Source organism: Klebsiella planticola ATCC 33531 (assembly GCF_000735435.1).
In the GTDB taxonomy this organism is placed as follows: domain Bacteria; phylum Pseudomonadota; class Gammaproteobacteria; order Enterobacterales; family Enterobacteriaceae; genus Klebsiella; species Klebsiella planticola.
Window position 1 is genome coordinate 28,835 of record NZ_JMPP01000014.1, and the last position, 26,970, is coordinate 55,804.

25 protein-coding genes are annotated in these 26,970 nt (G+C 54.6%); 13 read left to right on the top strand and 12 right to left on the bottom strand.

All coding sequences use genetic code 11. From position 1 onward, the window contains the following. Positions 1-189: 189 nt before the first annotated feature. From glmU to phoU, 7 genes are all read left to right on the top strand, one after another. Positions 190-1,560 (top strand): bifunctional UDP-N-acetylglucosamine diphosphorylase/glucosamine-1-phosphate N-acetyltransferase GlmU, encoded by a 1,371-nt coding sequence (glmU, locus tag GRPL_RS21115; RefSeq protein ID WP_032690157.1) that lies wholly within the window; start codon positions 190-192, stop codon positions 1,558-1,560. 186 nt (positions 1,561-1,746) lie between these two features. Then, positions 1,747-3,576, top strand: coding sequence for a glutamine--fructose-6-phosphate transaminase (isomerizing) (gene glmS, locus GRPL_RS21110; RefSeq protein ID WP_032698484.1), 1,830 nt, complete (start codon positions 1,747-1,749; stop codon positions 3,574-3,576). Between the two features lie 340 nt (positions 3,577-3,916). Further along, positions 3,917-4,957, top strand: a complete 1,041-nt coding sequence (gene pstS, locus GRPL_RS21105; protein ID WP_032690159.1) for a phosphate ABC transporter substrate-binding protein PstS — start codon at positions 3,917-3,919, stop codon at positions 4,955-4,957. A 121-nt stretch (positions 4,958-5,078) separates the two neighbouring features. Continuing rightward, complete coding sequence (gene pstC, locus GRPL_RS21100; protein ID WP_004869204.1) at positions 5,079-6,038, top strand: phosphate ABC transporter permease PstC; 960 nt, start codon at positions 5,079-5,081, stop codon at positions 6,036-6,038. Next, positions 6,038-6,928, top strand: a complete 891-nt coding sequence (pstA, locus tag GRPL_RS21095; protein WP_032690160.1) for a phosphate ABC transporter permease PstA — start codon at positions 6,038-6,040, stop codon at positions 6,926-6,928. Before pstC ends, pstA begins: the two co-directional genes overlap by 1 nt. 45 nt (positions 6,929-6,973) lie before the next feature. Next, the gene (pstB, locus tag GRPL_RS21090; protein WP_004869200.1) at positions 6,974-7,747 is read left to right on the top strand and encodes a phosphate ABC transporter ATP-binding protein PstB; all 774 of its coding nucleotides are present in this window, start codon (positions 6,974-6,976) and stop codon (positions 7,745-7,747) included. A 51-nt stretch (positions 7,748-7,798) separates the two neighbouring features. Next, positions 7,799-8,524, top strand: coding sequence for a phosphate signaling complex protein PhoU (phoU, locus tag GRPL_RS21085; RefSeq protein ID WP_004869199.1), 726 nt, complete (start codon positions 7,799-7,801; stop codon positions 8,522-8,524). A 97-nt stretch (positions 8,525-8,621) separates the two neighbouring features. On the opposite strand, the gene yieH is transcribed toward phoU, so the two are convergent. After that, positions 8,622-9,287 carry a 6-phosphogluconate phosphatase gene (yieH, locus tag GRPL_RS21080; RefSeq protein WP_032697067.1) on the bottom strand — a complete coding sequence of 222 codons (666 nt, stop codon included), beginning with the start codon at positions 9,285-9,287 and terminating at the stop codon, positions 8,622-8,624. Positions 9,288-9,455: 168 nt separating this feature from the next. Here yieH and GRPL_RS21075 point away from each other — a divergent pair, with 168 nt between their 5' ends. Then, positions 9,456-10,793, top strand: coding sequence for an NCS2 family permease (locus GRPL_RS21075; protein WP_004869195.1), 1,338 nt, complete (start codon positions 9,456-9,458; stop codon positions 10,791-10,793). 55 nt (positions 10,794-10,848) lie between these two features. Here the strand turns inward: GRPL_RS21075 and GRPL_RS21070 are convergent, their stop codons facing one another. The 11 genes from GRPL_RS21070 to GRPL_RS28550 form a co-directional block, all read right to left on the bottom strand. Beyond that, complete coding sequence (locus tag GRPL_RS21070) at positions 10,849-11,415, bottom strand: NADPH-dependent FMN reductase (RefSeq protein ID WP_032690162.1); 567 nt, start codon at positions 11,413-11,415, stop codon at positions 10,849-10,851. A gap of 37 nt (positions 11,416-11,452) precedes the next feature. Then, positions 11,453-12,037: a 4'-phosphopantetheinyl transferase family protein gene (locus GRPL_RS21065; protein ID WP_181890566.1), complete on the bottom strand. Its 585-nt coding sequence runs from the start codon at positions 12,035-12,037 to the stop codon at positions 11,453-11,455. 310 nt (positions 12,038-12,347) lie between these two features. Continuing rightward, positions 12,348-13,307: an HTH-type transcriptional regulator YidZ gene (gene yidZ, locus GRPL_RS21060; RefSeq protein ID WP_032690164.1), complete on the bottom strand. Its 960-nt coding sequence runs from the start codon at positions 13,305-13,307 to the stop codon at positions 12,348-12,350. Next, positions 13,276-14,460, bottom strand: coding sequence for an MFS transporter (locus GRPL_RS21055; RefSeq protein WP_032698485.1), 1,185 nt, complete (start codon positions 14,458-14,460; stop codon positions 13,276-13,278). Before GRPL_RS21055 ends, yidZ begins: the two co-directional genes overlap by 32 nt. 118 nt (positions 14,461-14,578) lie before the next feature. Further along, a complete protein-coding gene (locus GRPL_RS21050) occupies positions 14,579-14,983 on the bottom strand; it encodes a GNAT family N-acetyltransferase (protein ID WP_032690166.1) in 405 nt (134 codons plus the stop codon). 181 nt (positions 14,984-15,164) lie between these two features. Then, positions 15,165-16,529 carry a tRNA uridine-5-carboxymethylaminomethyl(34) synthesis GTPase MnmE gene (gene mnmE, locus GRPL_RS21045; RefSeq protein WP_032698486.1) on the bottom strand — a complete coding sequence of 455 codons (1,365 nt, stop codon included), beginning with the start codon at positions 16,527-16,529 and terminating at the stop codon, positions 15,165-15,167. Positions 16,530-16,612: 83 nt separating this feature from the next. Beyond that, entirely contained in the window at positions 16,613-18,259 is a 1,647-nt protein-coding gene (yidC, locus tag GRPL_RS21040) for a membrane protein insertase YidC (RefSeq protein WP_032690168.1), read from the bottom strand. A 2-nt stretch (positions 18,260-18,261) separates the two neighbouring features. Next, a complete protein-coding gene (gene yidD / locus GRPL_RS26545; protein ID WP_015585463.1) occupies positions 18,262-18,519 on the bottom strand; it encodes a membrane protein insertion efficiency factor YidD in 258 nt (85 codons plus the stop codon). Further along, a complete protein-coding gene (gene rnpA, locus GRPL_RS26550) occupies positions 18,483-18,842 on the bottom strand; it encodes a ribonuclease P protein component (RefSeq protein WP_049264554.1) in 360 nt (119 codons plus the stop codon). The genes yidD and rnpA overlap by 37 nt, the downstream gene beginning before the upstream one ends. Before the next feature lie 15 nt (positions 18,843-18,857). Next, positions 18,858-18,998 carry a 50S ribosomal protein L34 gene (gene rpmH / locus GRPL_RS26555; RefSeq protein WP_004871828.1) on the bottom strand — a complete coding sequence of 47 codons (141 nt, stop codon included), beginning with the start codon at positions 18,996-18,998 and terminating at the stop codon, positions 18,858-18,860. Positions 18,999-19,216: 218 nt separating this feature from the next. Next, complete coding sequence (locus GRPL_RS28550) at positions 19,217-19,297, bottom strand: hypothetical protein (RefSeq protein WP_418325380.1); 81 nt, start codon at positions 19,295-19,297, stop codon at positions 19,217-19,219. A 322-nt stretch (positions 19,298-19,619) separates the two neighbouring features. Between GRPL_RS28550 and dnaA the strand changes: the two genes are divergently transcribed. From dnaA to yidA, 5 genes are all read left to right on the top strand, one after another. After that, entirely contained in the window at positions 19,620-21,026 is a 1,407-nt protein-coding gene (gene dnaA / locus GRPL_RS21035; RefSeq protein WP_032690170.1) for a chromosomal replication initiator protein DnaA, read from the top strand. Positions 21,027-21,030: 4 nt separating this feature from the next. Continuing rightward, positions 21,031-22,131 carry a DNA polymerase III subunit beta gene (gene dnaN, locus GRPL_RS21030; RefSeq protein ID WP_004869173.1) on the top strand — a complete coding sequence of 367 codons (1,101 nt, stop codon included), beginning with the start codon at positions 21,031-21,033 and terminating at the stop codon, positions 22,129-22,131. 139 nt (positions 22,132-22,270) lie between these two features. After that, positions 22,271-23,344, top strand: coding sequence for a DNA replication/repair protein RecF (recF, locus tag GRPL_RS21025; protein WP_032690172.1), 1,074 nt, complete (start codon positions 22,271-22,273; stop codon positions 23,342-23,344). Positions 23,345-23,372: 28 nt separating this feature from the next. Then, entirely contained in the window at positions 23,373-25,787 is a 2,415-nt protein-coding gene (gene gyrB / locus GRPL_RS21020; RefSeq protein ID WP_004869170.1) for a DNA topoisomerase (ATP-hydrolyzing) subunit B, read from the top strand. 213 nt (positions 25,788-26,000) lie between these two features. Next, entirely contained in the window at positions 26,001-26,813 is an 813-nt protein-coding gene (gene yidA, locus GRPL_RS21015) for a sugar-phosphatase (RefSeq protein ID WP_032690173.1), read from the top strand. The last annotated feature ends 157 nt before the right edge of the window (positions 26,814-26,970 follow it).

Below are 26,970 nucleotides of genomic sequence, written 5' to 3' on the forward strand. Positions count from 1 at the left end.
GGGATTTATCTCCCTTATGCGCGTTTTTAGGAGATAAACTCATTTGCAGCGGTGAAAAAGAGCACCATAAAATGGTGTATATCGTTGAGCCAGGGCGTTTTATCCTCGTCTCGTTTCATGATGAAAAATATGTAGATATTTCAACGTGAAAGGCTTTTACTTTTCGTTCTAATTGTTGTCAGGATGCGTATGTCAAACAGTGCGATGAGCGTGGTTATCCTTGCCGCAGGCAAAGGGACCCGCATGTATTCCGATCTTCCTAAGGTGCTGCACTCCCTGGCCGGGAAGCCAATGGTGCAGCATGTTATTGATGCGACTAAAGATCTCGGTGCTTCGGCCGTACATCTGGTGTACGGGCACGGTGGCGATCTACTGCGCCAGACGCTGCATGAAGATAATCTTAACTGGGTCTTGCAAGCTGAACAGCTCGGTACCGGCCATGCCATGCAACAGGCGGCACCGTTCTTCCATGATGATGAAGACATCATGATGCTGTACGGCGATGTTCCGCTGATTTCCGTTGATACGCTACAACGCCTGCGCGCGGCTAAGCCACAGGGCGGCATTGGCCTGCTGACGGTGAAGCTGGACGATCCGAGCGGATATGGTCGCATTACGCGTGAAAACGGTCAGGTTACCGGCATCGTGGAGCATAAAGATGCCAGCGATACGCAGCGTCAGATTCAGGAAATTAACACCGGTATTTTGATCGCTGGTGGGGCGGATTTAAAACGCTGGCTGGCGAAGCTGACGAACAACAATGTACAGGGTGAATACTACATCACCGATATTATCGCCATGGCGTATCAGGAAGGGCGTGAAATCGTTGCCGTTCATCCGCAGCGCTTAAGCGAAGTTGAAGGGGTAAACAACCGCCTGCAGCTGTCGCGTCTGGAGCGCGTTTATCAATCTGAACAGGCGGAAAAACTGCTGCTGGCAGGCGTGATGCTGCGCGATCCGGCGCGTTTTGATCTCCGCGGCACCCTGAAACATGGGCGCGATGTGGAGATTGATACTAACGTTATCCTCGAAGGCAACGTGGTTCTGGGTGAACGCGTGAAGATCGGCGCCGGCTGCGTGATCAAAAACAGCACCATTGGCGATGACTGTGAGATCAGCCCGTATTCGGTTGTGGAAGATGCTCATCTGCAGGCTGCCTGCACCATCGGTCCGTTCGCGCGCCTGCGTCCTGGCGCCGAACTGCTGGAAGGCGCACATGTTGGCAACTTCGTAGAAATGAAAAAAGCGCGACTGGGTAAAGGCTCGAAGGCAGGGCATCTTTCCTACCTCGGCGACGCGGAAATCGGCGACAACGTGAATATCGGCGCCGGTACCATTACCTGTAACTACGATGGTGCAAATAAATTCAAAACCATTATCGGCGACGATGTGTTTGTCGGTTCCGACACTCAGCTGGTGGCGCCGGTGACCGTGGGTAACGGCGTCACGATTGCCGCCGGTACGACGGTCACGCGCGATATTGCCGACAACGAACTGGTTTTAAGCCGTGTGCCGCAGGTCCATAAACAGGGCTGGCAGCGTCCGGTGAAGAAGACGTAATGTTTGGATTGTCGCCGGGGGGAAACCGCCCGGCGAACCAGGATGAGAGGATCAATATAGGTCCCCGTCCGCAGGCAGTACCATAAAAATAACCCCACTCTCTACAAGGCTCGGGGCGCCCGTAACGCGGGCAAATACAGGTCAGCGACAACGCATGGCATAACGCCATTATCAGGAAATTTAACTATGTGTGGAATTGTTGGCGCAGTCGCGCAGCGTGATATTGCTGAAATCCTTCTCGAAGGTTTACGTCGTCTGGAATACCGTGGATATGACTCTGCCGGTCTGGCAGTGGTTGATAACGCAGGGCATATGTCCCGCGTTCGTCGTCTCGGTAAAGTCCAGATGCTGGCTCAGGCGGTAGAAGAGCACCCGTTACACGGTGGTACGGGGATTGCCCATACCCGCTGGGCAACGCACGGTGAGCCGTCTGAAGGTAACGCGCATCCGCATGTTTCTGAACACATTGTGGTGGTCCATAACGGTATCATCGAAAACCACGAACCGCTGCGCGAAGAGCTGAAAGCGCGTGGTTACACCTTCGTCTCTGAAACTGACACCGAAGTGATTGCTCACCTGGTGCACTGGGAGCTGGAGCAGGGCGGTACGCTGCGTGAAGCGGTACTGCGAGCCATTCCTCAGCTTCGCGGCGCCTACGGTACGGTGATCATGGATTCCCGTGACCCGTCCACGCTGCTGGCAGCGCGTTCCGGTAGCCCGATGGTTATCGGTCTGGGTATGGGTGAAAACTTTATTGCCTCCGATCAGCTGGCTCTTCTGCCGGTTACCCGTCGCTTTATCTTCCTCGAAGAAGGCGATATCGCGGAAGTGACTCGCCGCAGCGTGACCGTATTCGATACCAAAGGCGTGCAGGTGAAACGTCAGGAGATCGAATCTAATCTGCAGTACGACGCTGGCGACAAAGGCACCTACCGTCACTACATGCAAAAAGAGATTTACGAACAGCCGAATGCGATCAAAAACACCCTCACCGGGCGTATCAGCCATGGCGAAGTGGATCTCAGCGAGCTGGGCACGCATGCGAGTGAAATGTTGTCTCAGGTTGAACATATCCAGATCGTAGCCTGCGGCACCTCGTATAACTCCGGCATGGTTTCTCGCTACTGGTTTGAAGCGCTGGCGGGCGTGCCGTGCGATGTGGAAATCGCCTCTGAATTCCGCTATCGCAAATCGGCGGTGCGTCGCAACAGTCTGATGATTACGCTTTCCCAGTCCGGTGAAACCGCGGATACGCTGGCCGCGCTGCGTCTGTCAAAAGAGCTGGGCTACCTCGGATCGCTGGCTATTTGTAACGTGGCGAGTTCTTCTCTGGTCCGCGAGTCCGATTTGTCGCTGATGACCAAAGCGGGCACTGAGATCGGCGTGGCCTCGACCAAAGCCTTTACCACTCAGCTGACCGTATTGCTGCTGCTGGTGGCAAAACTGGCGCGCCTTAAAGGTCTGGATGCCGCCGTTGAGCATGATATCGTTCATGGGCTGCAGGCGTTGCCGAACCGTATTGAGCAGATGCTGTCGCAGGATAAGCGTATTGAAGCGCTGGCCGAGAACTTCTCCGATAAGCACCATGCGCTGTTCCTTGGCCGTGGCGATCAGTATCCGATCGCGCTGGAAGGGGCGCTGAAGCTGAAAGAGATCTCTTATATCCACGCGGAAGCCTATGCGGCCGGTGAGCTGAAGCACGGTCCTCTGGCCCTGATTGACGCTGAAATGCCGGTGATCGTCGTTGCGCCGAATAACGAATTGCTGGAGAAGCTGAAATCCAACATTGAAGAAGTTCGCGCGCGTGGCGGCCAGCTGTATGTCTTCGCCGATGGCGAGGCGGGTTTCAACAGCAGCGATAATATGCACATTATTGAAATGCCGCATGTTGAAGAGGTGATTGCGCCGATCTTCTACACTGTGCCGCTGCAGCTGCTGGCCTATCACGTTGCGCTGATTAAAGGCACTGACGTCGACCAACCGCGTAACCTGGCGAAATCGGTCACCGTAGAATAAGCCAACACGCATCAGACAAAGGGCTGCCATCCGGCGGCCCTTTTTTTATTTCCGGCGATCGTTTTTCAGTGCTCTGGTGAAAAATGCCGCTGCGCGGGTTTATGACAAACCGTCATCTTCGACTACGATTTTAAGTGTCATAAAAAGAAAATTTTTCTGCAATCTTACGGTCACTTAAATAATTAAAAGTATGATTTATATTGTTTTTATTTTCACCAGTCGGCTGTCTTTTTGAGTGTCATAAAACTGTAATAATTCGTACATTTTACTGTCACCTCTTTGTCCTATTTTGCTCACCATAGCCTCGAAACAACGATTTACGAATCCAGCAGGAGACATTATGAACGTTATGCGTACCACCGTCGCAACAGTTGTCGCCGCGACCTTATCGATGAGCGCTTTCTCTGCATTTGCAGCTGCAAGCCTGACTGGCGCGGGCGCAACTTTCCCTGCACCGGTGTATGCCAAATGGGCTGATACCTATCAGAAAGAAACCGGCAATAAAGTGAACTACCAGGGTATTGGCTCTTCCGGTGGTGTAAAACAAATTATTGCTAACACCGTCGATTTCGGTGCTTCTGATGCTCCTCTGGCCGATGACAAACTGGCTCAGGAAGGCCTGTTCCAGTTCCCGACCGTGATCGGTGGCGTGGTTCTGGCAATCAACCTGCCCGGCGTGAAGTCGGGTGAGCTGGTTCTGGACGGTAAAACTCTGGGTGATATCTACCTGGGCAAAATTAAAAAGTGGGATGATGAAGCGATCGCTAAACTCAACCCGGGTATGAAGCTGCCGTCTCAGAATATCGCCGTGGTTCGTCGCGCCGATGGTTCCGGTACTTCCTTCGTGTTCACCAGCTACCTGGCGAAAGTGAACGAAGAGTGGAAATCTAAGATTGGCGCGGGTTCTACCGTTAACTGGCCGACCGGTCTGGGCGGTAAAGGTAACGACGGCATCGCCGCTTTCGTTCAACGTCTGCCGGGCTCCATTGGCTACGTAGAATACGCGTATGCGAAGCAGAACAACCTGGCCTACACCAAACTGCTTTCCGCAGATGGCAAGCCGGTCAGCCCGACGGAAGATAACTTCGCTAACGCGGCTAAAGGTATCGACTGGAGCAAATCCTTCGCACAGGATCTGACTAACCAGAAAGGTGAGAATGCATGGCCGATCACCTCAACCACCTTTATCCTGGTACACAAAGCCACGACCAAACCAGAACAGACTGCTGAAGTGCTGAAGTTCTTCGATTGGGCGTACAAAAATGGCAGTAAAGAAGCCAACGCACTGGATTACGCAACGCTGCCGGAAAGCGTGGTTGAGCAGGTTCGCGCTGCATGGAAAACCAACGTGAAAGACAGCAGCGGTAAAGCGCTGTACTAAATACCGCCAGACTTTAAGCTGTCCGCCAGTGGCAGCTTAAAGGATGATGTGTATAGCATTACCTTTGCCCGAAAGGTCAGTAAAATACTGGCCTTTCGGGCCCGAACTTAAAGAGTAATCTATGGCTGCAACCAAGCCGGCATTTAACCCTCCGGGGAAAAAGGGTGACATAATTTTCGGCGTGCTGGTCAAACTGGCGGCGCTGATTGTGCTATTGATGCTGGGCGGCATCATCGTTTCCCTCATCATCTCTTCATGGCCAAGCATTCAGAAGTTTGGTTTTTCCTTTTTGTGGACCAAAGAGTGGGATGCGCCCAACGAAATTTTCGGTGCGCTGGTGCCTATCTATGGCACGCTGGTGACCTCATTTATTGCGTTGCTGATCGCCGTTCCGGTGAGCTTTGGTATCGCGCTGTTCCTGACGGAGCTCTCCCCTGCCTGGCTGAAACGCCCTCTTGGTATCGCCATTGAACTGTTGGCGGCCATCCCAAGTATCGTTTACGGCATGTGGGGCCTGTTTATCTTTGCTCCGCTGTTTGCTACCTACTTTCAGGAGCCGGTGGGCAACGTCCTGTCGACGATTCCGTTTGTCGGGGCGCTGTTTGCCGGTCCGGCATTTGGTATCGGTATTCTGGCGGCGGGCGTTATTCTGGCCATCATGATTATTCCGTACATCGCCGCCGTCATGCGCGATGTGTTTGAACAAACGCCGGTGATGATGAAAGAGTCGGCCTACGGTATCGGCTGTACGACCTGGGAGGTTATCTGGCGTATCGTCCTGCCATTTACCAAGAACGGGGTTATCGGCGGCGTGATGCTCGGTCTGGGGCGCGCGCTGGGGGAAACCATGGCGGTGACCTTCATTATCGGCAACACCTACCAGCTGGATAGCGTTTCACTGTATATGCCGGGGAACAGTATTACTTCCGCCCTGGCGAATGAGTTTGCCGAAGCGGAAACCGGGCTGCATGTGGCGGCGCTGATGGAGCTGGGGCTGATTCTGTTTGTGATTACCTTTATTGTTCTGGCCGCATCGAAGTTTATGGTGATGCGTCTGGCGAAGAGTGAGGGGGCGCGCTAATGGCAACGATTGAATTGCAAACCAGCACAGAGCTGGCTGAATCGCGTCGTAAGATGCAGGCTAAACGCCGGCTGAAAAACCGTATCGCCCTGACCCTGTCAATGGGAACCATGGTCTTCGGGCTGTTCTGGCTTATCTGGATCCTGATGTCCACCGTGACCCGCGGTATTGATGGCATGAGTCTGGCGCTGTTTACCGAAATGACGCCGCCGCCGAACACCGCGGGCGGTGGTCTGGCGAATGCCCTGGCGGGCAGCGGCCTGCTGATCCTGTGGTCGACGGTTTTCGGTACGCCGCTAGGCATTATGGCGGGTATCTATCTGGCGGAATACGGGCGTAAGTCTGTGCTGGCGGAAGTGATCCGGTTTATTAACGATATCCTGCTTTCCGCGCCGTCCATCGTCGTGGGTTTGTTCGTCTACACCATCGTGGTTGCGCAGATGCAGCACTTTTCCGGCTGGGCTGGGGTTATCGCCCTGGCGTTGCTGCAGGTGCCTATCGTGATTCGTACCACCGAGAATATGCTGAAACTGGTGCCGGACAGCCTGCGTGAAGCGGCCTATGCGCTGGGTACGCCGAAGTGGAAAATGATTTCTGCCATCACCCTGAAGGCCTCGGTGTCCGGCATCATGACGGGGATCCTGCTGGCTATCGCGCGTATCGCCGGGGAAACGGCGCCGCTGCTGTTCACTGCGCTCTCCAACCAGTTCTGGAGCACCGATATGATGCAGCCGATTGCCAACCTGCCGGTGACCATTTTCAAATTTGCCATGAGTCCGTTCGCGGAGTGGCAGCAACTGGCATGGGCCGGGGTACTGCTTATCACCCTGTGCGTATTGCTGCTGAACATTCTGGCGCGCGTGGTTTTCGCGAAGAATAAACACGGTTAATTTTTGCGGCGCGGCGAAATGCGGCGCCGAATGAGGAAGAGATTGATGAGTATGGCGAATGCGACCCCGGGTAAACTTTCAGTTCGTAACCTGAACTTCTACTACGGAAAATTCCATGCCCTGAAAAATATCAACCTGGATATCACCAAAAACCAGGTTACGGCGTTTATCGGCCCGTCAGGCTGCGGTAAATCGACCCTGCTGCGGACATTCAACAAGATGTTCGAGCTCTACCCGGAGCAGCGTGCGGAAGGTGAAATCCTGCTGGATGGCGATAATATTCTGACCAATACTCAGGATATCGCTCTGCTGCGTGCCAAAGTCGGTATGGTTTTCCAGAAGCCGACGCCGTTCCCGATGTCGATTTATGACAATATCGCCTTTGGCGTTCGCCTGTTTGAAAAGCTGTCGCGTGCCGATATGGACGAGCGCGTGCAGTGGGCCTTGACCAAAGCCGCATTATGGAACGAAACCAAAGATAAACTGCATCAGAGCGGATATTCTCTCTCCGGCGGTCAGCAGCAGCGTCTGTGCATCGCGCGCGGTATCGCGATTCGTCCGGAAGTGCTGTTACTGGATGAACCGTGTTCAGCGCTGGACCCGATCTCCACCGGGCGCATTGAAGAGCTGATCACCGAACTGAAACAGGACTACACCGTCGTTATCGTTACCCACAACATGCAGCAGGCTGCGCGTTGTTCAGACCATACGGCATTTATGTATCTTGGCGAGCTGATTGAATTCAGTAACACGGACGATCTGTTTACCAAGCCCGCGAAGAAACAAACTGAAGATTATATTACTGGCCGCTACGGTTGATTGCCCTTCTGCTTTCACAGGATCTAACCCGTTGGGCATTCAGGAGACACCATGGACAACCTAAATCTTAACAAACATATTTCTGGCCAGTTCAATGCAGAACTGGAGTATATCCGCACTCAGGTGTTGACCATGGGTGGGCTGGTGGAACAGCAGCTGTCTGATGCCATCACCGCGATGCACAATCAGGACAGCGATCTGGCAAAACGCGTGATTGACGGCGATAAGCAGGTCAACATGATGGAAGTGGCCATTGATGAAGCCTGCGTGCGTATCATCGCCAAGCGTCAGCCAACCGCCAGCGATCTGCGTTTAGTCATGGCAATTATCAAGACTATCGCCGAGCTGGAACGTATCGGTGACGTGGCGGATAAAATTTGCCGTACCGCGCTGGAGAAGTTCTCCCAGCAGCACCAGCCGCTGCTGGTGAGCCTGGAATCGCTGGGGCGTCATACCGTGCAGATGCTGCATGACGTGCTGGATGCCTTTGCTCGCATGGATCTCGATGAGGCGGTGCGTATCTATCGCGAAGATAAGAAGGTGGATCAGGAATATGAGGGCATCGTGCGTCAGCTGATGACCTATATGATGGAAGATTCACGTACGATTCCAAGCGTGCTGACCGCGCTGTTCTGCGCCCGTTCTATCGAGCGTATCGGCGACCGTTGCCAGAATATTTGCGAATATATTTTCTACTTCGTCAAAGGCCAGGATTTCCGCCACGTTGGTGGCGATGAGCTGGATAAGCTGCTGGCGGGTAAAGACCCGAAAGAGTGATCCGCCGTAAAATGCCCGGAGGCGCTATGCTTACCGGGCCTTTAACACCACGGATCCTGTAGGCCGGATAAGCGCTAGCGCTATCCGGCTTTTTTCATTAACGCGTAATATTCCATCCACGGGCTTTCCACAGCGCGGGCAGCTGTGCCAAATCAGTAAAGGTCGTCACTTTTGGATGATCGATCGGTTTGTTGTGCGAGTCGGCGCAGAAGTAAAAGACTTCCATTCCTGCCTCAATCCCGGACTGAGCGCCTGCGCTGGAATCATCCACCAGAATGCAGTTTTCGACGTTAACGTTCATGGCCTTTGCTGCATGGAACATCAGTGCCGGATCGGGTTTCCAGCGCTGAATATCGTAACCGCTGTACAGTCGGTCGGGAAAATGGCGCAACATGCCGGTTCTTCCCAGCGAGTGCTGCATTTTACTGACCGGGCCGTTAGAGACCACGCACATTGGCACGCTGACCGCATCCAGCAGCGTTTCCGCTCCTGCAATCGCTTCCAGTTCAGAATCAAACAGGCGCGCGACTTCGGCGCGGTAGAGGGGTTCGAGCTCTGGTTTTTGTAGATTAACGCCGTGCTCTTCGTTGATGGTATCAATGATCTCGTAGAGCTTTACGCCTTTGAAACGCTTAAAAATCTCGTCTAAATCCAGGGTAATGCCGAACGCTTTGAACATGTGAACATAGGCGCGGGAACAGATCACTTCGCTGTCGACCAGCGTGCCGTCGCAGTCGAAAAACAGGGCTTCTATTTGGGACATGCCGTTTCCATTTTAACAAGTTAACGTTTTCGTCCTGCCTATTCACAAGACGCAATCGTTGCCGTATAAGCAAATTCAATGAAAAAAATTACCATACAACTGCCCCCGGTGTCGCATTTTGGTATAGGATAGCGACGAATTTTCCCTCCTTTTGTTCGGAAACCGATAATGAGTCAACAACAAACCAGCCAGTCTTCTGGCCAGGGTCTGCTGGAGCGCGTATTCAAACTACGTGAACACGGCACGACGGCACGTACCGAAGCGATAGCAGGTTTCACCACCTTTTTGACAATGGTCTACATTGTTTTCGTTAACCCACAAATTCTTGGCGTAGCGGGTATGGATACCAGCGCTGTCTTTGTGACGACCTGTCTTATCGCCGCCTTCGGTAGTATTTTGATGGGGCTGTTTGCTAACCTGCCGGTTGCGCTGGCGCCGGCAATGGGGCTGAATGCCTTCTTCGCTTTTGTCGTCGTCCAGGCGATGGGGCTGCCGTGGCAGGTGGGGATGGGGGCTATTTTCTGGGGCGCCGTTGGTCTGCTGCTGCTGACTATTTTCCGCGTACGCTACTGGATGATCGCCAATATTCCCGTCAGCCTGCGCGTGGGGATCACCAGCGGTATTGGGTTGTTTATCGGCATGATGGGGCTGAAAAATGCCGGCGTGATTGTCGCAAACAAAGACACCCTGGTGAGCATCGGCAACCTGACCTCCCACAGCGTGCTGCTGGGGATTCTCGGCTTCTTTATTATCGCTATTCTCGCTTCCCGTAACATTCATGCTGCGGTACTGGTCTCCATCATCGTTACGACGCTGCTGGGCTGGATTCTGGGTGATGTTCACTACACCGGTATTGTTTCCGCTCCGCCGAGCATTACATCGGTGATTGGCCATGTTGATTTGGCCGGCTCCTTTAATCTCGGTCTGGCGGGTATCATCTTCTCCTTTATGCTGGTCAACCTGTTCGACTCCTCCGGAACTCTGATCGGCGTGACCGACAAAGCCGGCCTGGCCGATGAAAAAGGCAAATTTCCGCGGATGAAGCAGGCGCTGTTTGTTGACAGTATCTCATCGGTGGCAGGGTCCTTTATCGGCACCTCGTCTGTGACCGCCTATATCGAATCCTCTTCCGGTGTTTCCGTGGGCGGACGTACCGGTCTGACGGCGGTGGTGGTGGGGATTCTGTTCCTGCTGGTGATCTTCCTGTCGCCGCTGGCCGGCATGGTGCCGGCGTATGCCGCAGCAGGTGCGCTGATCTATGTGGGCGTACTGATGACATCCAGCCTGTCGCGCGTGAAGTGGGACGACCTGACGGAAGCGGTGCCGGCCTTTGTGACCGCGGTGATGATGCCGTTCAGCTTCTCGATTACCGAGGGGATTGCGTTAGGCTTTATCTCTTACTGCGTGATGAAGATTGGTACCGGTCGCCTGCGCGATCTCAGCCCGTGCGTGATTATCGTCTCGCTGCTGTTCGTACTGAAAATCGTGTTTATCGACGCGCACTAAGCGTCGTGCATGTCGTGCATAATGAAAAAGCCCGGCAGCGATGCCGGGCTTTTTTTTACGCTTTTACTCGCTGAATATACTCGGCAAAGGCGCTCAGCTGCCCACTCAAATGGTCGAGCGTGCTCTGATCGACCACCTCTCCCGATTGCGGATCGACCTTGTTCTGAATCACGCCGCCCATAAACTCAGGCTTGTTCATCACCATCGCGTCGAGGAACACCAGAATTTGACGCAGGTGATACTGGCAGCGCGCGCCGCCAATTGCGCCCATGGAGCTGGTTTGAATCAGGACCGGTTTGCCGGACAGCGGTTGTTCAGGCAGACGCGACAGCCAGTCAATCGCATTTTTCAGGCCGCCAGGAACGGAATAGTTATATTCAGGCGTGACGATAACAACGCCGTCGGCTTCGCGAATCTGTTGTGCAATATCCTGCACGCTTTGCGGAAACCCGTCTTCCTGCTGGATATCCGCGTCATATAACGGAATGTCGCCAATCGATGGCAGCGCGACGATCTCCATGCCCGCCGGCGCAATGCCAGGCAGGGTGCGTGCAACCATGCCATTAAAAGACCCCTTGCGCAGACTTCCGAGTAGCGTAACAACTTTCAACGTATCAGACATGATTGCTCCTTTGCATCATGATGGCCGGACAGACCGGTCAGTTGAGGGAGAGTGCTTTTTCTATGGGCAGGCTGGTAAAGCGCATCAGACGGGCAGAGGACTCCTTTGCTCGCATCTGTGCGTCCGGCAGACTACGCCAGCCTTCCTGACAATTGTATTCCCAGACTTTAAGCGGGCCGATGGCCGGCGTGGCGGCAATCGACCAGACCAGTATCGTTTCCGCATCGCACAGGGCTTCAACAGGCTGCATGTTGGTGGTTCGCAGTCGGCCCGCGCCGGGTAGCAGCTGCAGACGAACGGGCGCTTCAGCGGTTAACTTCAGCACGCTCCGGCGCAGCGCCACCAGCTGGGCGCGCGCTTCGTCAGGGTCGTGCTGGATGTTAATCCATAAATTCTCATTGCTGTTGAACACGTAGCGGTTGGCATCGTGCAGCGGGTGGACGCCGCGTGAGGCGTGCTGAAGCTCCATATCCAGTCCGCAATCACCTTCCGTCGTCAAGCTCACGCCGACAATGTTTCCGGCATAGGAAATGGAAAATCGGGGCAGGTGGGGATCGCGAAAAACGGGCCTGCCGTTATCTTCGCTGATGATTTCGGGGAGCTCACTAATGCCATACAGCATAAACAACAGTTCGGCGAGCAGTGAACGTGATGCGCGATAGCGGGCCTGTCGGTATTCTGGCAGGCGCTGTGCGGATTGATGACAGGCCGCGGACAGTCGTGTCGATAGCGGCTCCCTGGTGCTGAGTATCCCTCTTGCAAAATGCGTTGCCATTCGTCGCTCCGTGATTAATGGTCAGAGAAAAAGTTGTGGGGATCTATTATCACCTGGTATTGATAGGTTTTAATGCGGAAATCCCCCCTTGAAAAGGGATTTGCGCGATTTTTACAATTTCTTGCGCAGTCAGGCGGGGATGGCAGGAGAAATCACGTCAGAGGGGGTCCGCATAGAGCCGCTTAAACGTTTCTCTGAGCCAGACTATCTTCGGGTTGTCGCTGTTGCGTTTGTGCCATAGCAGGGTAAAGGGCACCCGCGTTTTTTCCAGCAATAGCGGCTCCAGCGGAAGCGGCCGCGACACCAGCGGCAGATGGTGCTGCCGGTTATAGTGATGGCAATAACGTGGCGCGGTGGCCAGCATCGTGTGATTCGGCTGGGCGGCCATAAACAGCGATTGTTCAAATCCCGGCAGCGTTAACGCAACGGTACGTTTATGCCCCTGCTCGTGGAGAACGTCATCCAGCGCCCAGGTATCACTCTGTTCCCAGCTAATATTGATATGCGGATAGCGTAAAAAGGTCTCCAGATTCCACTCTTCGTCGAGTGCCGGGTGATCCGCGCGCAGCCAGACCTGAGGCAGGTCGGTAAACAGGACTTCAAAATCGATATACCACGGCAGCTGGCTGAGCTGCTCCCGTGAACGCGGATGCGTTTCACGTCCGCAAAAGCCGATATCAACCTCACCGCGAATGATCGCGTCCAGCGAGTCGTAGTCCCAGTTGCGCAGGCGAATTAGCGCCTGGGGATAGCGCTGGTAGATTTGCTGCGACAGCGAATTAAACAGGATCATCAGCAGCGGTGTTTCCGCCGCCAGTTCAAACTTCAGACCGCTCGGCATGATGTGGTGGGGTTTATCGAGGATCTGGTTGCCCATCTGCATCCAGTCCGCCAGATCCTGCTCCATGCTGGTCATCAATGGCGTCGGCGACAGACCGAGCGGCGTTTTGACGAATAGCGGATCGTCAAACCAGGTACGCAGTTTAGCTAATGATTTACTCACCGCCGACGGCGAAACGTTCATGCGTTTCGCCGTGCGGGTGACGCTGAGCTCCTGGGTCAGAAGCTGCAGACAGAGTAATAAATTAAGATCGAGACTCGACAGGGATTTCTTCATTATGTTGCGCAGCCCGAACAGAGGAAGCGGCCAGAATCAGAACAATACTCACTATGCTACAGCCAATGAGAATCCCGATCAGCATATTCATGGCACTTAACCCGATGATGGCGGCCAGCCAAATCCACAGCGAAGAGCCGCAAACCTGAGCAATGCCCAGTACCGAGCTGGCAACCCCGGCACGCAGGGTAAAGGGCCCCAGGGCCTGGCTCATAGCAACGCCAAAGCCCACTGAGAAGCCAGCGCAAATCAGCGCCAGACCCAGCATAGTTACCGTCTGGCTGGTGGCAAGGCTGAGCAAAGTCCCGGCCGTAAAGAACATGACCTGTGACGTCAGCATCAACGTCCGCGGTTTAAACAGGGTGAGCGCAAAGGGCGTTGAGAACGACACCGTCATGCTGACCAGCGCCATTAAGGCCATCGCCATCGAATATTGTCCGCGATCGAACCCCATCTCTTCCATCATCAATACCGGGGAGACGTTAACGTAGGTGAGGATCGCCGTTACGCTGAGGGTCGTAATGACGATACGGCTGAGGAAAAAGCGGTTCAGCAGGGATTCCGTGGCATTTTTCTGCCCGGCGAGAGTATGCGAAGGGGCTGCCGGCCGCGTTTCCCGCAGCATAAAGACCGAGAGCAGGCCGACCATCACTCCCATGCCGGTCATGGTGTAGAACAGGCTCTGCCACGGGTATTTCAGCATAATCAGGTGACCCAGAACGGGAGCCAGGACCGGGATAATGCAGGTGATGCCATTTAACAGCGACAGCACCCTGGCGCGACGACGATCGTCGAGCGTATCGCGCAGCACGGCGAAAGCGACGACATAACAGCTCCCCGCCCCGATGCCCTGGATAAAACGCCCGACGAGGAAGAGATCGCTGGTCTGCGCGTGCGCACAGAGCAGCGAAGCCAGAATAAATGTCGTCGAACCGAAAATGGCGACCGGTTTACGCCCGGATTTATCGGCTGCTCTGCCGGCAAACAGCATCGCGGCGGCCATGCCCGCAAGGTAAACCGAGAACGCAATATGCAGCTGTGCTTCGCTGGCGCCGAGGTCCTGCGCAATACGCGGCAAACCCACCAGATACATATCGATGCCGGATGGATAGAGTAAAACCAGCGCAAAACTGCAGATAAGAAAGCGTGCCATAAGACCCCCGCGAGAATAGAGGCGTACAGAGTAATGGCTATTGCGCGGCAGTACGAGTTGCCATTTGGACAACAATGATTTCCTGAGAGGAAAAACCCTCGTTGCGTTCTGCGATAAACTACCAGACTCTGGCCATTCCTTCGCTGGCCGGGCGCACCGGGGTAAACCCAAACTTCGCGTACAGCCCGGGGACGTCGGCGACCAGCGTGACATAGGCGCCCTGGCAGGCGTTAGCGTCCAGCCAGCTGACGATCTTTTCCATGATGACTCTTCCCAGCCCTTTCCCCTGGTGCGCCGGATCGACCGCCACATCGACGATGTCGAAATTCACCGCGCCATCACCGACGATGCGCCCCATGCCCACGGGAACGCCTTGCCAGAGGATATGCACGCCATAGCAGCTGCGCGGCAACCCGGCCTTCACGCCCTCCAGCGGGCGCGGGGACATGCCGGCAATAAGGCGTAAACGGCAAAAATCCTCTGCCGACGGGACGGTCTCGATAACGGTGTAATCAGAAGTCATGACGCTATCCTGCTGTGGGAGGGTCATGACATTTAATGATGCCACGTTACAGGAAGCAACCTTGCGTCGGTGGGATCGTGAGGTTAAAGGGAAAACCCCCTGCCAGAGAAATAAAAAAACCTGCATAAACATTATGTTGATGCAGGTTAGTTCATGCTCACCAATGCGCAGTGATGCCGCGTTATTTCCCGATACAGAAGCTGGAGAAAATGCGCCCCAGCAGGTCATCAGAGGTAAACTCGCCGGTGATTTCGCTCAGCGCCTGCTGCGCGAGCCGCAGCTCTTCCGCCAGCAGCTCTCCGGCCCAGGCGCCAAGCAGCTGCGCTTTGCCCTGCTGTAGATGGCTGGCGGCTTCTGACAGCGCCTGCAGGTGGCGACGACGGGCGAGGAAACCGCCTTCCATATTGGTATCGAAGCCCATGCTCTGCTTGAGATGGTTGCGCAGGACATCTATGCCCTCTCCGGTTCGCGCCGACAGCCGAATCAGCGAGTAGCCATTCACTTCACTGATACCCAGCGTTTCGCCGGTGACATCGGCTTTATTTCGCACCACGGTAATCGGCAGTTTCGCCGGTAAACGCTCGATAAAGTCTGGCCAGATCTCCGCCGGGTCGACGGCGCGGGTGGTCGTACCGTCCACCATGAACAGTACCCGATCGGCCTGCTCGATTTCCTGCCAGGCACGTTCAATACCAATGCGCTCAACCTCATCATTGGCATCGCGGAGTCCTGCGGTATCAATGATATGCAGCGGCATGCCGTCGATATGGATATGCTCGCGCAGCACATCGCGGGTGGTTCCGGCAATATCGGTCACGATCGCCGCTTCGCGCCCGGCCAGCGCGTTCAGCAGGCTCGACTTCCCGGCGTTCGGGCGGCCGGCTATCACCACTTTCATCCCTTCTCGCAGCAGGCTGCCCTGGCGGGCCTCGGCGCGAACGGCATCAAGATCGGCAATCACGCCGTTGAGCTGGGCTTCAATTTTACCGTCGGAGAGGAAATCTATCTCTTCATCCGGGAAGTCGATAGCGGCTTCAACATAGATACGCAGATGGGTCAGCGCTTCCACCAGATGATTCACCCGGGCAGAGAAGGCGCCCTGCAGCGAGTTGAGCGCCGAGCGTGCTGCCTGCTCGGAGCTGGCGTCAATCAGGTCAGCAATCGCTTCAGCCTGGGCGAGATCGAGCTTATCGTTAAGAAATGCGCGTTCAGAGAACTCCCCGGGCCTGGCGATACGCACGCCCGGCAGCGTCAGGATTCGTTTCAGTAGCAGATCCAGAATCACCGGGCCGCCGTGGCCCTGGAGTTCCAGGACATCTTCACCGGTAAAGGAGTTCGGGCCGGGGAACCATAGCGCAATACCCTGATCCAGCGGCGTGCCGTCGGTATCTTTAAAGGGCAGATAATCGGCGTAGCGCGGTTTTGGCAGCTTGCCGAGAACCGCTTGCGCGACGTCGCGCGCTTTAAGGCCGGAGATGCGCAGGATGCCCACACCACCGCGTCCCGGTGGGGTTGCCTGGGCGACGATAGTGTCGTTATGGCTCATGATGACTCTCTATGTAAATGTAAAAAAGGCGGTCTATTGACCGCCTTCTCTGGCATTGATTCTACTGCGGCTTAAGCAGAGTATCAGCTCTTTTTCTTCTCGCGGCTATGCAGACCACGCTTCTCGAGACCACGGTAAATCAGCTGCTGCTGAATAATGGTCACCAGGTTGCTGACGATATAGTAAACCACCAGACCTGACGGGAACCACAGGAAGAATACCGTAAAGATGACCGGCATAAAGGTCATGATCTTCTGCTGCATCGGGTCGGTCACGGTGGTCGGAGACATCTTCTGAATGAAGAACATCGTCGCGCCCATGATGATCGGCAGGATGTAGTACGGGTCTTGCGCTGACAGGTCGTGGATCCACAGGATAAACGGCGCATGACGCAGTTCAACCGAGGCGCTCAGCATGTAGTACAGCGCAAGGAAGATTGGCATCTGAATAATCAGCGGGAAGCAGCCACCCAGCGGGTTGACCTTTTCTGCTTTATACAGGGCCATCATTTCCTGGCTTTGGCGCTGTTTGTCATCGCCCAGACGCTCACGCATTGCCTGAATCTTCGGCTGCAGCATGCGCATCTTCGCCATGGAGGTGTACTGCGCTTTGGTCAGCGGGTACATGATGCCACGAACGATAAAGGTGATAACGATAATCGAGAAGCCCCAGTTACCGAGGAAGCTGTGGATGAATTTCAGCAGCTTAAACAGCGGTTGGGAGATGAACCACAGCCAGCCGTAGTCGACGGTCAGATCCAGGTGCGGCGCGACGGCAGCCATTTTGTCCTGAATGGCCGGACCGACCCACAGAATGCTTTCCAGCTTGTCGGTTTGACCCGGCTGTACCAGTACCGGCTGCGATTTATAGCCGATTGCGACAACACCGTTGCCGAGGTTGGCGGTGTAGAAGCTGTTGGTACCAGCGTTATGCGGAACCCATGCGGTGGTGAAGTACTGCTGCAGCATCGCCACCCAACCGTCTTTGGTGCTGACGTTCAGGTTTTCGTTATCGACGATGGTATCGAATTTATATTTTTCGTATTTCGATTCCGACGTTGAGTACGCGGCACCACGGAAGGTGTGCATCGTAGACAGGCCACCGGTTTGGGTATCGCGGCTGGTTGGCAGGTTGGCAGTCTGTTTCAACTGACCGAAGGTAGAAATCTCCAGCGGTTTTTCACCAACGTTCTGCACGTTATAACCCACGTTCACCGCATAATCACCGCGTTTCAGCGTGAAGGTTTTGGTGAAGACGTTGCCTGCTTTATCGGTATACGTCAGCGGAATGACGATTTCGTTCTGGCCTTCCGCCAGCACAAACGCATCTTTATCGACGTTATACAGCGGGCGGGCTCCATTAGCCGGGTTATCCGGGCCATCACGACCGGTTAAGCCGCTTTGAGCCTGATAGATAAACTGTGGCGTGGTTTCCAGTAACTGGAACGGTTCAGTCGACTTCAGTGCTTTCGGATAAGCCGGAAGCAGCGCTTGCTCCACATCACCACCGCGGGTGTTGATGGTCAGCTCAAGCACATCGGTTTTTACCGTAATCAGTTTCCCCTGGCCACTGGCCGGTACGCCCTGGTCGGCGGCGCTACCCGCTGCTGTGGTCGTTGTCTGCGTGGTCTGTTGCTGAGCCTGAGGATTGTTATCCTGCTCCCAGGCTTGCCAGATCATGAAAGACACGAACAACAAAGCGATGATAAGAAGATTGCGTTGCGAATCCATCGTTAGTGTTCTCTGGTATCAAATGGTCCAGGCGGGACGGGATCGTCACCACCAGGGTGTAAAGGGTGGCATTTTAATACGCGTTTCACTGTCAACCAACTGCCTTTTATCACTCCAAACCTGCGCAATGCCTCAATTCCGTAGCTTGAACAGGTTGGCGTGAAACGACAATGCGGCCCGAGTAGCGGACTAATCAGGCGCTGATAGACCCGAATAAGGCCTATCAGGACCCGGGAGCCAGGCGACAATGGCGGCGCCATAATTTTTCCAACGCTTCCGAGAGAGCACGGTTATCGAGGTCAGCAACCCCTTTCTTTGCCACCACCACGAAATCCATTGGCGGGAGTTCATGTTGACGCAAACGAAAACTTTCACGCGTCAGACGTTTAATCCGATTGCGTTCATGTGCGCGTTTGACGTTTTTCTTGGCGACGGTAAGACCGATGCGGGGATGCCCCAGCGAATTCAGGCGGCCGAGGATGGTGATTTGCGGCGTGCCAGCCCGTTGTGGCTGCTGGAAGACGAAAGTGAAATGACTGGGAGTTAACAAACGTAACTCCCTGGGAAATGCGAGCTTAACCACGCAGGGTTAGCTTTATTACTTGGAAACGGTCAGACGAGCACGGCTTTTAGCACGACGACGTGCCAGAACCTGACGACCATTTTTAGTAGCCATACGTGCACGGAAGCCGTGAGAACGGTTGCGCTTCAGTACAGACGGTTGAAAAGTGCGTTTCATGGCGGTTTCTACCTAAACTTGAATAATTTCACTGACTTTTGCGTATACCCGAACGAACTTCGAACGACTTACGCGGCAGCGATGGTGATTAAAGAGGCCGGATTGTAATAATTGTACACTCCGGAGTCAATTCTCTTTCCTTATTTCTCGCACCTTGTCGCACAAAAAATGACCTGCGACAGGCAACGGAAAACGGGCATTACGCGCCGGGTGGAGGATTATACGGCCTGACGGGTAAAGCGCAAGGATCGTAAAGGATCTTTGTTAGATCGTTTAGGCCCTAAACCAGCATAGCTCATTAAATTTTCCAATATGTGGGCGAAATCGTGCCTCACTCCTCTCCGGATCGATTACACTTACCCGGCTTTGATCCTTCCTGTGGATAAATCGGGAAGAATCTGTTGAGAAACACAAGATATCTTTCTCAGTTTAGGCTATGATCCCCGGTCCTGATCGCGATCCACCGATCCGCATCGGATAAATACCGCAGATAGCGGTTCGCGCGTCACCCCTTTTGTGCAGGGGCTTTTCGGCCAATGCTGGGTCTTGTCGACGTGTGCCAACAATCACGATTGTTTCTTTTTTTCTTTATATCGATTTTATGTTCGAGTGGAGTCCGCCGTGTCACTTTCGCTTTGGCAGCAGTGTCTTGCCCGATTGCAGGATGAGTTACCAGCCACAGAATTCAGTATGTGGATACGCCCGTTGCAGGCGGAATTGAGCGATAACACGTTGGCACTGTATGCGCCAAACCGTTTTGTGCTCGATTGGGTAAGGGATAAATACCTCAATAATATCAATGGACTCCTCAATGATTTTTGCGGTGCTGATGCCCCACAACTGCGATTTGAAGTCGGGACTCGCCCGGCGGTGCAGGCGCAACGCGGCGCGGTAAATACGCATGTTGCGACCGCCGTACCGGCAGCGCAGGTTCAGACGGCGCGCGTCGCGCCAACGATCGTGCGTCCCGGCTGGGATAACGTCCCGGCACCGGCGGAGCCTACCTACCGCTCTAACGTTAACGTTAAGCACACCTTCGACAATTTTGTGGAAGGTAAATCTAACCAGCTGGCTCGTGCGGCGGCGCGTCAGGTCGCCGATAACCCGGGTGGCGCATATAACCCTTTATTCCTTTATGGCGGTACCGGTCTGGGTAAAACCCACCTGTTGCACGCGGTCGGTAACGGCATTGTTGCGCGCAAACCCAACGCCAAAGTGGTCTATATGCACTCGGAGCGTTTTGTTCAGGACATGGTTAAAGCGTTACAGAACAACGCCATTGAAGAGTTTAAACGCTACTACCGCTCCGTCGACGCCCTGTTGATCGATGATATTCAGTTCTTTGCCAATAAAGAGCGTTCTCAGGAAGAGTTTTTCCACACCTTTAATGCTCTGCTGGAGGGTAATCAGCAGATCATTCTCACTTCGGATCGCTATCCGAAAGAGATCAATGGTGTTGAGGATCGTCTGAAATCCCGCTTTGGCTGGGGGCTGACGGTGGCGATCGAGCCGCCTGAGCTGGAAACCCGCGTGGCGATCCTGATGAAAAAGGCCGACGAAAACGACATTCGTCTGCCGGGAGAAGTGGCCTTCTTTATTGCCAAGCGTCTACGCTCTAACGTACGTGAGCTGGAAGGGGCGCTGAACCGCGTTATCGCCAATGCCAACTTTACCGGCCGGGCGATCACCATCGATTTCGTGCGTGAAGCGCTGCGCGATCTGCTGGCGCTGCAGGAAAAACTGGTCACCATCGACAATATTCAGAAGACGGTGGCGGAATATTACAAGATTAAGGTAGCGGACCTGTTGTCGAAACGCCGCTCCCGTTCGGTGGCGCGTCCACGCCAGATGGCGATGGCGCTGGCGAAAGAACTGACCAACCACAGTTTGCCGGAAATCGGCGATGCGTTTGGCGGTCGCGACCATACCACCGTGCTACACGCCTGCCGTAAGATTGAGCAGCTGCGTGAAGAAAGCCACGATATCAAAGAAGACTTTTCCAATTTAATCAGAACATTATCCTCGTGACGCTATGAAATTTACCGTAGAACGTGAACATTTATTAAAACCGCTGCAACAGGTGAGCGGTCCCTTAGGGGGTCGTCCGACGCTGCCAATTCTCGGTAACCTGCTGCTTCAGGTCTCGGATGGCGCGCTGTCGCTGACCGGTACGGACCTCGAAATGGAAATGGTGGCGCGCGTTGCGCTGATTCAACCGCATGAGGCGGGTGCAACGACCGTTCCGGCGCGAAAATTCTTTGATATCTGCCGCGGCCTGCCCGAAGGCGCGGAGATTGCCGTTCAGCTGGAAGGCGATCGGATGCTGGTGCGTTCCGGACGCAGTCGTTTTTCGCTGTCGACCCTGCCCGCTGCCGATTTCCCGAATCTTGATGACTGGCAGAGTGAAGTCGAATTTACCCTGCCGCAGGCGACGATGAAGCGCCTGATTGAAGCCACGCAGTTTTCGATGGCGCATCAGGATGTGCGTTATTACTTAAACGGCATGTTGTTTGAAACCGAAGGTGACGAACTGCGTACCGTTGCCACCGACGGACACCGTCTGGCGGTCTGTTCAATGCCGCTGGGTGAATCGTTGCCGAACCATTCGGTGATCGTGCCGCGTAAAGGGGTGATTGAGCTGATGCGCATGCTTGATGGCGGCGATACGCCGCTGCGCGTGCAGATTGGCAGCAACAATATTCGCGCCCACGTCGGTGACTTTATCTTCACATCGAAGCTGGTTGATGGCCGTTTCCCTGATTATCGCCGGGTATTGCCGAAGAATCCCGATAAACATCTGGATGCCGGCTGCGATATTCTTAAGCAGGCCTTTGCTCGTGCCGCGATTCTGTCGAACGAAAAATTCCGCGGCGTGCGTCTCTATGTCAGCGAAAATCAGCTGAAAATCACCGCCAATAACCCGGAACAGGAAGAAGCGGAAGAGATTCTCGACGTTTCCTACTCCGGCAGCGAGATGGAAATCGGCTTTAACGTCAGCTATGTGCTGGATGTGCTTAATGCGCTGAAGTGCGAAAATGTGCGTATTTTGCTGACCGACTCGGTATCGAGCGTGCAGATTGAGGATGCGGCATCACAATCCGCAGCTTACGTTGTCATGCCTATGCGCTTGTAAAGAATATCGGGCTATCTTACTTGTTATTCTGGCTCCGGGCAGTGCTCGCAATCCTCACGTACTTTAGTACGCTCCGGTTGCTGCGCGCTGGCCGTAACCAGACTAACTGCGACGATAATGCCCTGGTTATGAGCTGACTATGTCGCTATCCCGACTCCTGATCAAAGATTTCCGCAACATTGAAAATGCGGATCTCGCCTTATCTCCCGGCTTTAACTTTCTGGTTGGCGCCAACGGCAGCGGCAAAACCAGTGTGCTCGAGGCCATCTATACGCTCGGCCACGGTCGGGCGTTTCGCAGCTTGCAAATTGGCCGGGTGATTCGCCATGAGCAGGAGTCGTTCGTGCTGCACGGACGCCTGCAGGGCGAAGAGCGTGAAATCTCCATTGGCCTGACTAAAGATAAACAGGGCGACAGCAAGGTTCGTATTGACGGTAGCGACGGCCACAAAGTGGCGGAACTGGCGCACCTGATGCCGATGCAGCTGATTACGCCGGAGGGGTTTACATTACTCAACGGCGGCCCCAAATACAGAAGAGCGTTCCTTGACTGGGGATGCTTTCACAACGAAGCCGGATTCTTTACCGCCTGGAGCAATCTGAAGCGCTTGTTGAAGCAGCGTAATGCCGCGCTGCGCCAGGTCAGCCGCTATGCGCAGATACGTCCCTGGGATCTGGAACTGATTCCGCTGGCGGAACAAATCAGCCGCTGGCGTGCCGAATATAGCGCCGCGATCGTCGAAGACATGGCGGATACCTGTAAACAGTTTTTACCTGAATTCTCTCTGACCTTCTCATTCCAGCGCGGCTGGGAGAAAGAAACGGATTATTCCGAAGTGCTGGAGAGAAACTTCGAGCGTGACCGCATGCTGACCTACACCGCCCACGGCCCGCACAAAGCGGATTTCCGCATTCGTGCCGATGGTGCGCCGGTCGAAGATACTTTGTCACGTGGGCAGCTTAAACTCCTGATGTGCGCGCTACGACTGGCGCAGGGCGAGTTTTTAACCCGCGAAAGCGGGAGACGCTGTCTGTATCTGATAGATGATTTTGCCTCGGAACTTGATGACGCGCGGCGCGGACTGCTTGCCAGCCGCTTAAAAGCCACGCAGTCGCAGGTTTTCGTCAGCGCGATCGGCGCTGAACACGTAATGGACATGTCGGACAAAAATTCGAAGATGTTCACCGTGGAAAAGGGTAAAATAACGGATTAACCTAAGTTTAAATGAGCGAGAAACGTTGATGTCGAATTCTTATGACTCCTCCAGTATCAAAGTCCTGAAAGGGCTGGATGCGGTGCGTAAGCGCCCGGGTATGTATATCGGCGACACGGATGACGGCACCGGTCTGCACCACATGGTATTCGAGGTTGTGGATAACGCTATCGACGAAGCGCTCGCAGGTTACTGTAAAGACATCGTTGTCACTATCCATAGCGATAACTCTGTCTCCGTACAGGACGATGGCCGCGGTATTCCGACCGGTATTCACCCGGAAGAGGGTGTGTCGGCAGCTGAAGTCATCATGACCGTACTGCACGCAGGCGGTAAATTTGATGATAACTCCTATAAAGTCTCCGGTGGTCTGCACGGCGTGGGCGTCTCTGTAGTTAACGCCCTGTCACAGAAACTGGAGCTGGTGATTCAGCGCGACAACAAGATTCACCGCCAGATCTACGCCCACGGCGTACCGCAGGCACCGCTGGCCGTAACCGGTGATACCGAAAAAACCGGTACCATGGTGCGTTTCTGGCCGAGCTATGAAACCTTCACCAACGTCATCGAATTCGAATACGAAATCCTGGCAAAACGCCTGCGTGAGCTGTCATTCCTGAACTCAGGGGTGTCTATCCGCCTGCGCGACAAGCGTGACGGCAAAGAAGACCATTTCCACTACGAAGGCGGCATCAAGGCGTTCGTTGAGTATCTCAACAAGAACAAAACGCCGATCCATCCGAATATCTTCTATTTCTCCACCGAAAAAGACGGTATTGGCGTTGAAGTCGCGCTGCAGTGGAACGACGGTTTCCAGGAGAACATCTACTGCTTTACCAACAACATTCCACAGCGCGACGGCGGTACGCACCTGGCGGGCTTCCGTGCGGCGATGACCCGTACCCTGAACGCCTACATGGATAAAGAAGGCTACAGCAAAAAAGCGAAGGTCAGTGCCACCGGCGACGATGCGCGTGAAGGCCTGATTGCCGTGGTTTCCGTGAAGGTTCCGGATCCGAAGTTCTCCTCACAGACCAAAGACAAACTGGTTTCCTCCGAGGTGAAAACGGCGGTAGAGCAGCAGATGAACGAACTGCTGAATGAATATCTGCTGGAAAACCCGTCTGACGCCAAAATCGTGGTCGGCAAAATTATTGATGCGGCCCGCGCGCGTGAAGCCGCGCGTCGTGCACGTGAAATGACCCGCCGTAAAGGCGCGCTGGACCTGGCAGGCCTGCCGGGTAAACTGGCAGATTGCCAGGAACGCGACCCGGCGCTCTCCGAACTGTACCTCGTGGAAGGGGACTCAGCGGGCGGTTCTGCGAAGCAGGGTCGTAACCGTAAGAACCAGGCAATCCTGCCGCTGAAGGGTAAAATCCTCAACGTCGAGAAAGCCCGCTTCGATAAAATGCTCTCTTCTCAGGAAGTGGCGACGCTGATTACCGCGCTGGGCTGCGGCATCGGTCGCGATGAGTACAACCCGGATAAACTGCGTTATCACAGCATCATCATCATGACCGATGCGGACGTCGACGGCTCGCACATTCGTACTCTGCTGTTGACCTTCTTCTACCGTCAGATGCCTGAAATTGTTGAACGTGGCCATGTCTACATTGCCCAGCCGCCGCTGTACAAAGTGAAGAAAGGCAAACAGGAACAGTACATCAAAGACGATGAAGCGATGGATCAATACCAGATCTCTATCGCCCTTGATGGCGCAACCCTGCACACCAATGCCAGCGCCCCGGCCCTGGCGGGTGAACCATTAGAGAAACTGGTTGCCGAGTTCAATGCGACGCAGAAAATGATTGTTCGCATGGAGCGTCGCTTCCCGAAAGCGCTGCTGAAAGAGCTGATTTATCAGCCGACGTTGAACGAAGCCGATCTGTCCGATGAGCAGACCGTAACCCGTTGGGTGAATTCGCTGGTGACCGATCTGAATGAGAAAGAGCAGCACGGCAGCCTGTGGAAATTCGATGTTCACGAAAATGCCGAGCTGCATCTGTTCGAACCGGTTATCCGCGTGCGTACCCACGGCGTGGACACCGACTATCCGCTGGATCACGAGTTTATCACCGGCGGTGAGTATCGTCGTATTTGCACGCTGGGCGAGAAACTGCGTGGGCTTATCGAAGACGACGCGTTTATCGAACGTGGCGAACGCCGTCAACCGGTAGCCAGCTTCGAGCAGGCGCTGGACTGGCTGGTGAAAGAGTCCCGTCGTGGTCTGTCTATCCAGCGCTATAAAGGGCTGGGCGAGATGAACCCGGATCAGCTGTGGGAAACCACGATGGATCCAGATAGCCGTCGTATGCTGCGCGTAACCGTGAAGGATGCGATTGCTGCCGATCAGCTGTTCACCACCCTGATGGGCGATGCCGTAGAACCGCGCCGCGCCTTTATCGAAGAAAACGCCCTGAAAGCGGCGAACATCGATATCTAAGCTCATCTTCTGGTCCCCGGTGGCGCGATGCCGGCCGGGGTTGCGGAATATGTTGCCCGGACAGGGCGCCTCGCGCCACTATCCGGGCGTTCCTCCGGCCTAAAAGAGGAATTCCTCGTTTCGATCCTATCCTCGTTTTCCCCTTCTTCTGTTGCTGTTTTTTGAGCGGAATCGCGTTAGCATGGCCCAGGACTCATCTTACCTGGGGATCTCATGGCTATTAAACTGATTGCAATTGATATGGACGGTACGCTGCTGCTGCCTGACCATACCATCTCTCCTGCTGTTAAAACCGCGATTGCCGCGGCGCGCGCGCGTGGCGTCAACGTTGTGCTCACCACCGGCCGGCCGTATGCCGGTGTGCATAGCTATCTGAAAGAGCTGCACATGGAGCAGCCGGGAGACTACTGCATCACCTACAACGGCGCATTAGTACAGAAGGCAAGCGACGGCAGTACCGTGGCGCAAACAGCGCTGAGCTATGATGACTACCGCTATCTTGAACAGCTTTCCCGCGATGTTGGCTCTCACTTCCATGCTCTCGATCGCAATACGCTATACACCGCGAACCGCGATGTGAGCTACTACACGGTGCATGAATCCTACGTGGCGACGATTCCACTGGTCTTCTGCGAAGCAGAAAATATGGACCCGAATATCCAGCTGCTGAAGGTGATGATGATCGATGAGCCGGCAATCCTTGACCAGGCTATCGCCCGCATCCCGGCGGAAGTCAAAGAGAAGTATACCGTGCTGAAAAGCGCGCCGTACTTCCTCGAAATCCTCGATAAGCGCGTCAATAAAGGAACCGGCGTGAAGTCTCTGGCCGATGCGCTGAATATCAAGCAGGAAGAGATCATGGCGATTGGCGATCAGGAAAACGACATTGCGATGATTGAGTTTGCCGGCGTCGGCGTGGCGATGGATAACGCGATTCCGAGCGTGAAGGAAGCCGCCAACTTCATCACCAAATCGAACCTTGAAGATGGTGTAGCCTGGGCGATTGAGAAGTACGTTTTATCCTGACCCGATCTTCAGGCCCGGCGTTTTCGGGCCTGATTCTGCCTTGATGATGCATTAAATTAACCGCTTAGGGCATTTTTGCCTCACCGCACGCCAGTCCGCACAGAAGTCTCCCCTTCATTGCTGCAAATTCGATAAGCTTTCCTTCTTATATCGATGA

Coding starts and splice junctions, on each gene's coding strand:
- glmS (WP_032698484.1), top strand. CDS start 1,747: ATGTGTGGAATTGTTGGCGCAGTCGCGCAGCGTGATATTGCTGAAATC.
- rpmH (WP_004871828.1), bottom strand. CDS start 18,998: ATGAAACGCACTTTTCAACCGTCTGTACTGAAGCGCAACCGTTCTCAC.
- yidZ (WP_032690164.1), bottom strand. CDS start 13,307: ATGAAGAAATCCCTGTCGAGTCTCGATCTTAATTTATTACTCTGTCTG.
- recF (WP_032690172.1), top strand. CDS start 22,271: ATGTCGCTATCCCGACTCCTGATCAAAGATTTCCGCAACATTGAAAAT.
- GRPL_RS21070 (WP_032690162.1), bottom strand. CDS start 11,415: ATGTCTGATACGTTGAAAGTTGTTACGCTACTCGGAAGTCTGCGCAAG.
- yidD (WP_015585463.1), bottom strand. CDS start 18,519: ATGGCGCCGCCATTGTCGCCTGGCTCCCGGGTCCTGATAGGCCTTATT.
- yidC (WP_032690168.1), bottom strand. CDS start 18,259: ATGGATTCGCAACGCAATCTTCTTATCATCGCTTTGTTGTTCGTGTCT.
- pstB (WP_004869200.1), top strand. CDS start 6,974: ATGAGTATGGCGAATGCGACCCCGGGTAAACTTTCAGTTCGTAACCTG.
- mnmE (WP_032698486.1), bottom strand. CDS start 16,529: ATGAGCCATAACGACACTATCGTCGCCCAGGCAACCCCACCGGGACGC.
- pstC (WP_004869204.1), top strand. CDS start 5,079: ATGGCTGCAACCAAGCCGGCATTTAACCCTCCGGGGAAAAAGGGTGAC.
- GRPL_RS21075 (WP_004869195.1), top strand. CDS start 9,456: ATGAGTCAACAACAAACCAGCCAGTCTTCTGGCCAGGGTCTGCTGGAG.
- yidA (WP_032690173.1), top strand. CDS start 26,001: ATGGCTATTAAACTGATTGCAATTGATATGGACGGTACGCTGCTGCTG.
- phoU (WP_004869199.1), top strand. CDS start 7,799: ATGGACAACCTAAATCTTAACAAACATATTTCTGGCCAGTTCAATGCA.
- glmU (WP_032690157.1), top strand. CDS start 190: ATGTCAAACAGTGCGATGAGCGTGGTTATCCTTGCCGCAGGCAAAGGG.
- pstA (WP_032690160.1), top strand. CDS start 6,038: ATGGCAACGATTGAATTGCAAACCAGCACAGAGCTGGCTGAATCGCGT.
- GRPL_RS21055 (WP_032698485.1), bottom strand. CDS start 14,460: ATGGCACGCTTTCTTATCTGCAGTTTTGCGCTGGTTTTACTCTATCCA.
- gyrB (WP_004869170.1), top strand. CDS start 23,373: ATGTCGAATTCTTATGACTCCTCCAGTATCAAAGTCCTGAAAGGGCTG.
- yieH (WP_032697067.1), bottom strand. CDS start 9,287: ATGTCCCAAATAGAAGCCCTGTTTTTCGACTGCGACGGCACGCTGGTC.
- GRPL_RS21065 (WP_181890566.1), bottom strand. CDS start 12,037: ATGCTGTATGGCATTAGTGAGCTCCCCGAAATCATCAGCGAAGATAAC.
- dnaN (WP_004869173.1), top strand. CDS start 21,031: ATGAAATTTACCGTAGAACGTGAACATTTATTAAAACCGCTGCAACAG.
- GRPL_RS21050 (WP_032690166.1), bottom strand. CDS start 14,983: ATGACTTCTGATTACACCGTTATCGAGACCGTCCCGTCGGCAGAGGAT.
- pstS (WP_032690159.1), top strand. CDS start 3,917: ATGAACGTTATGCGTACCACCGTCGCAACAGTTGTCGCCGCGACCTTA.
- GRPL_RS28550 (WP_418325380.1), bottom strand. CDS start 19,297: ATGAGCTATGCTGGTTTAGGGCCTAAACGATCTAACAAAGATCCTTTA.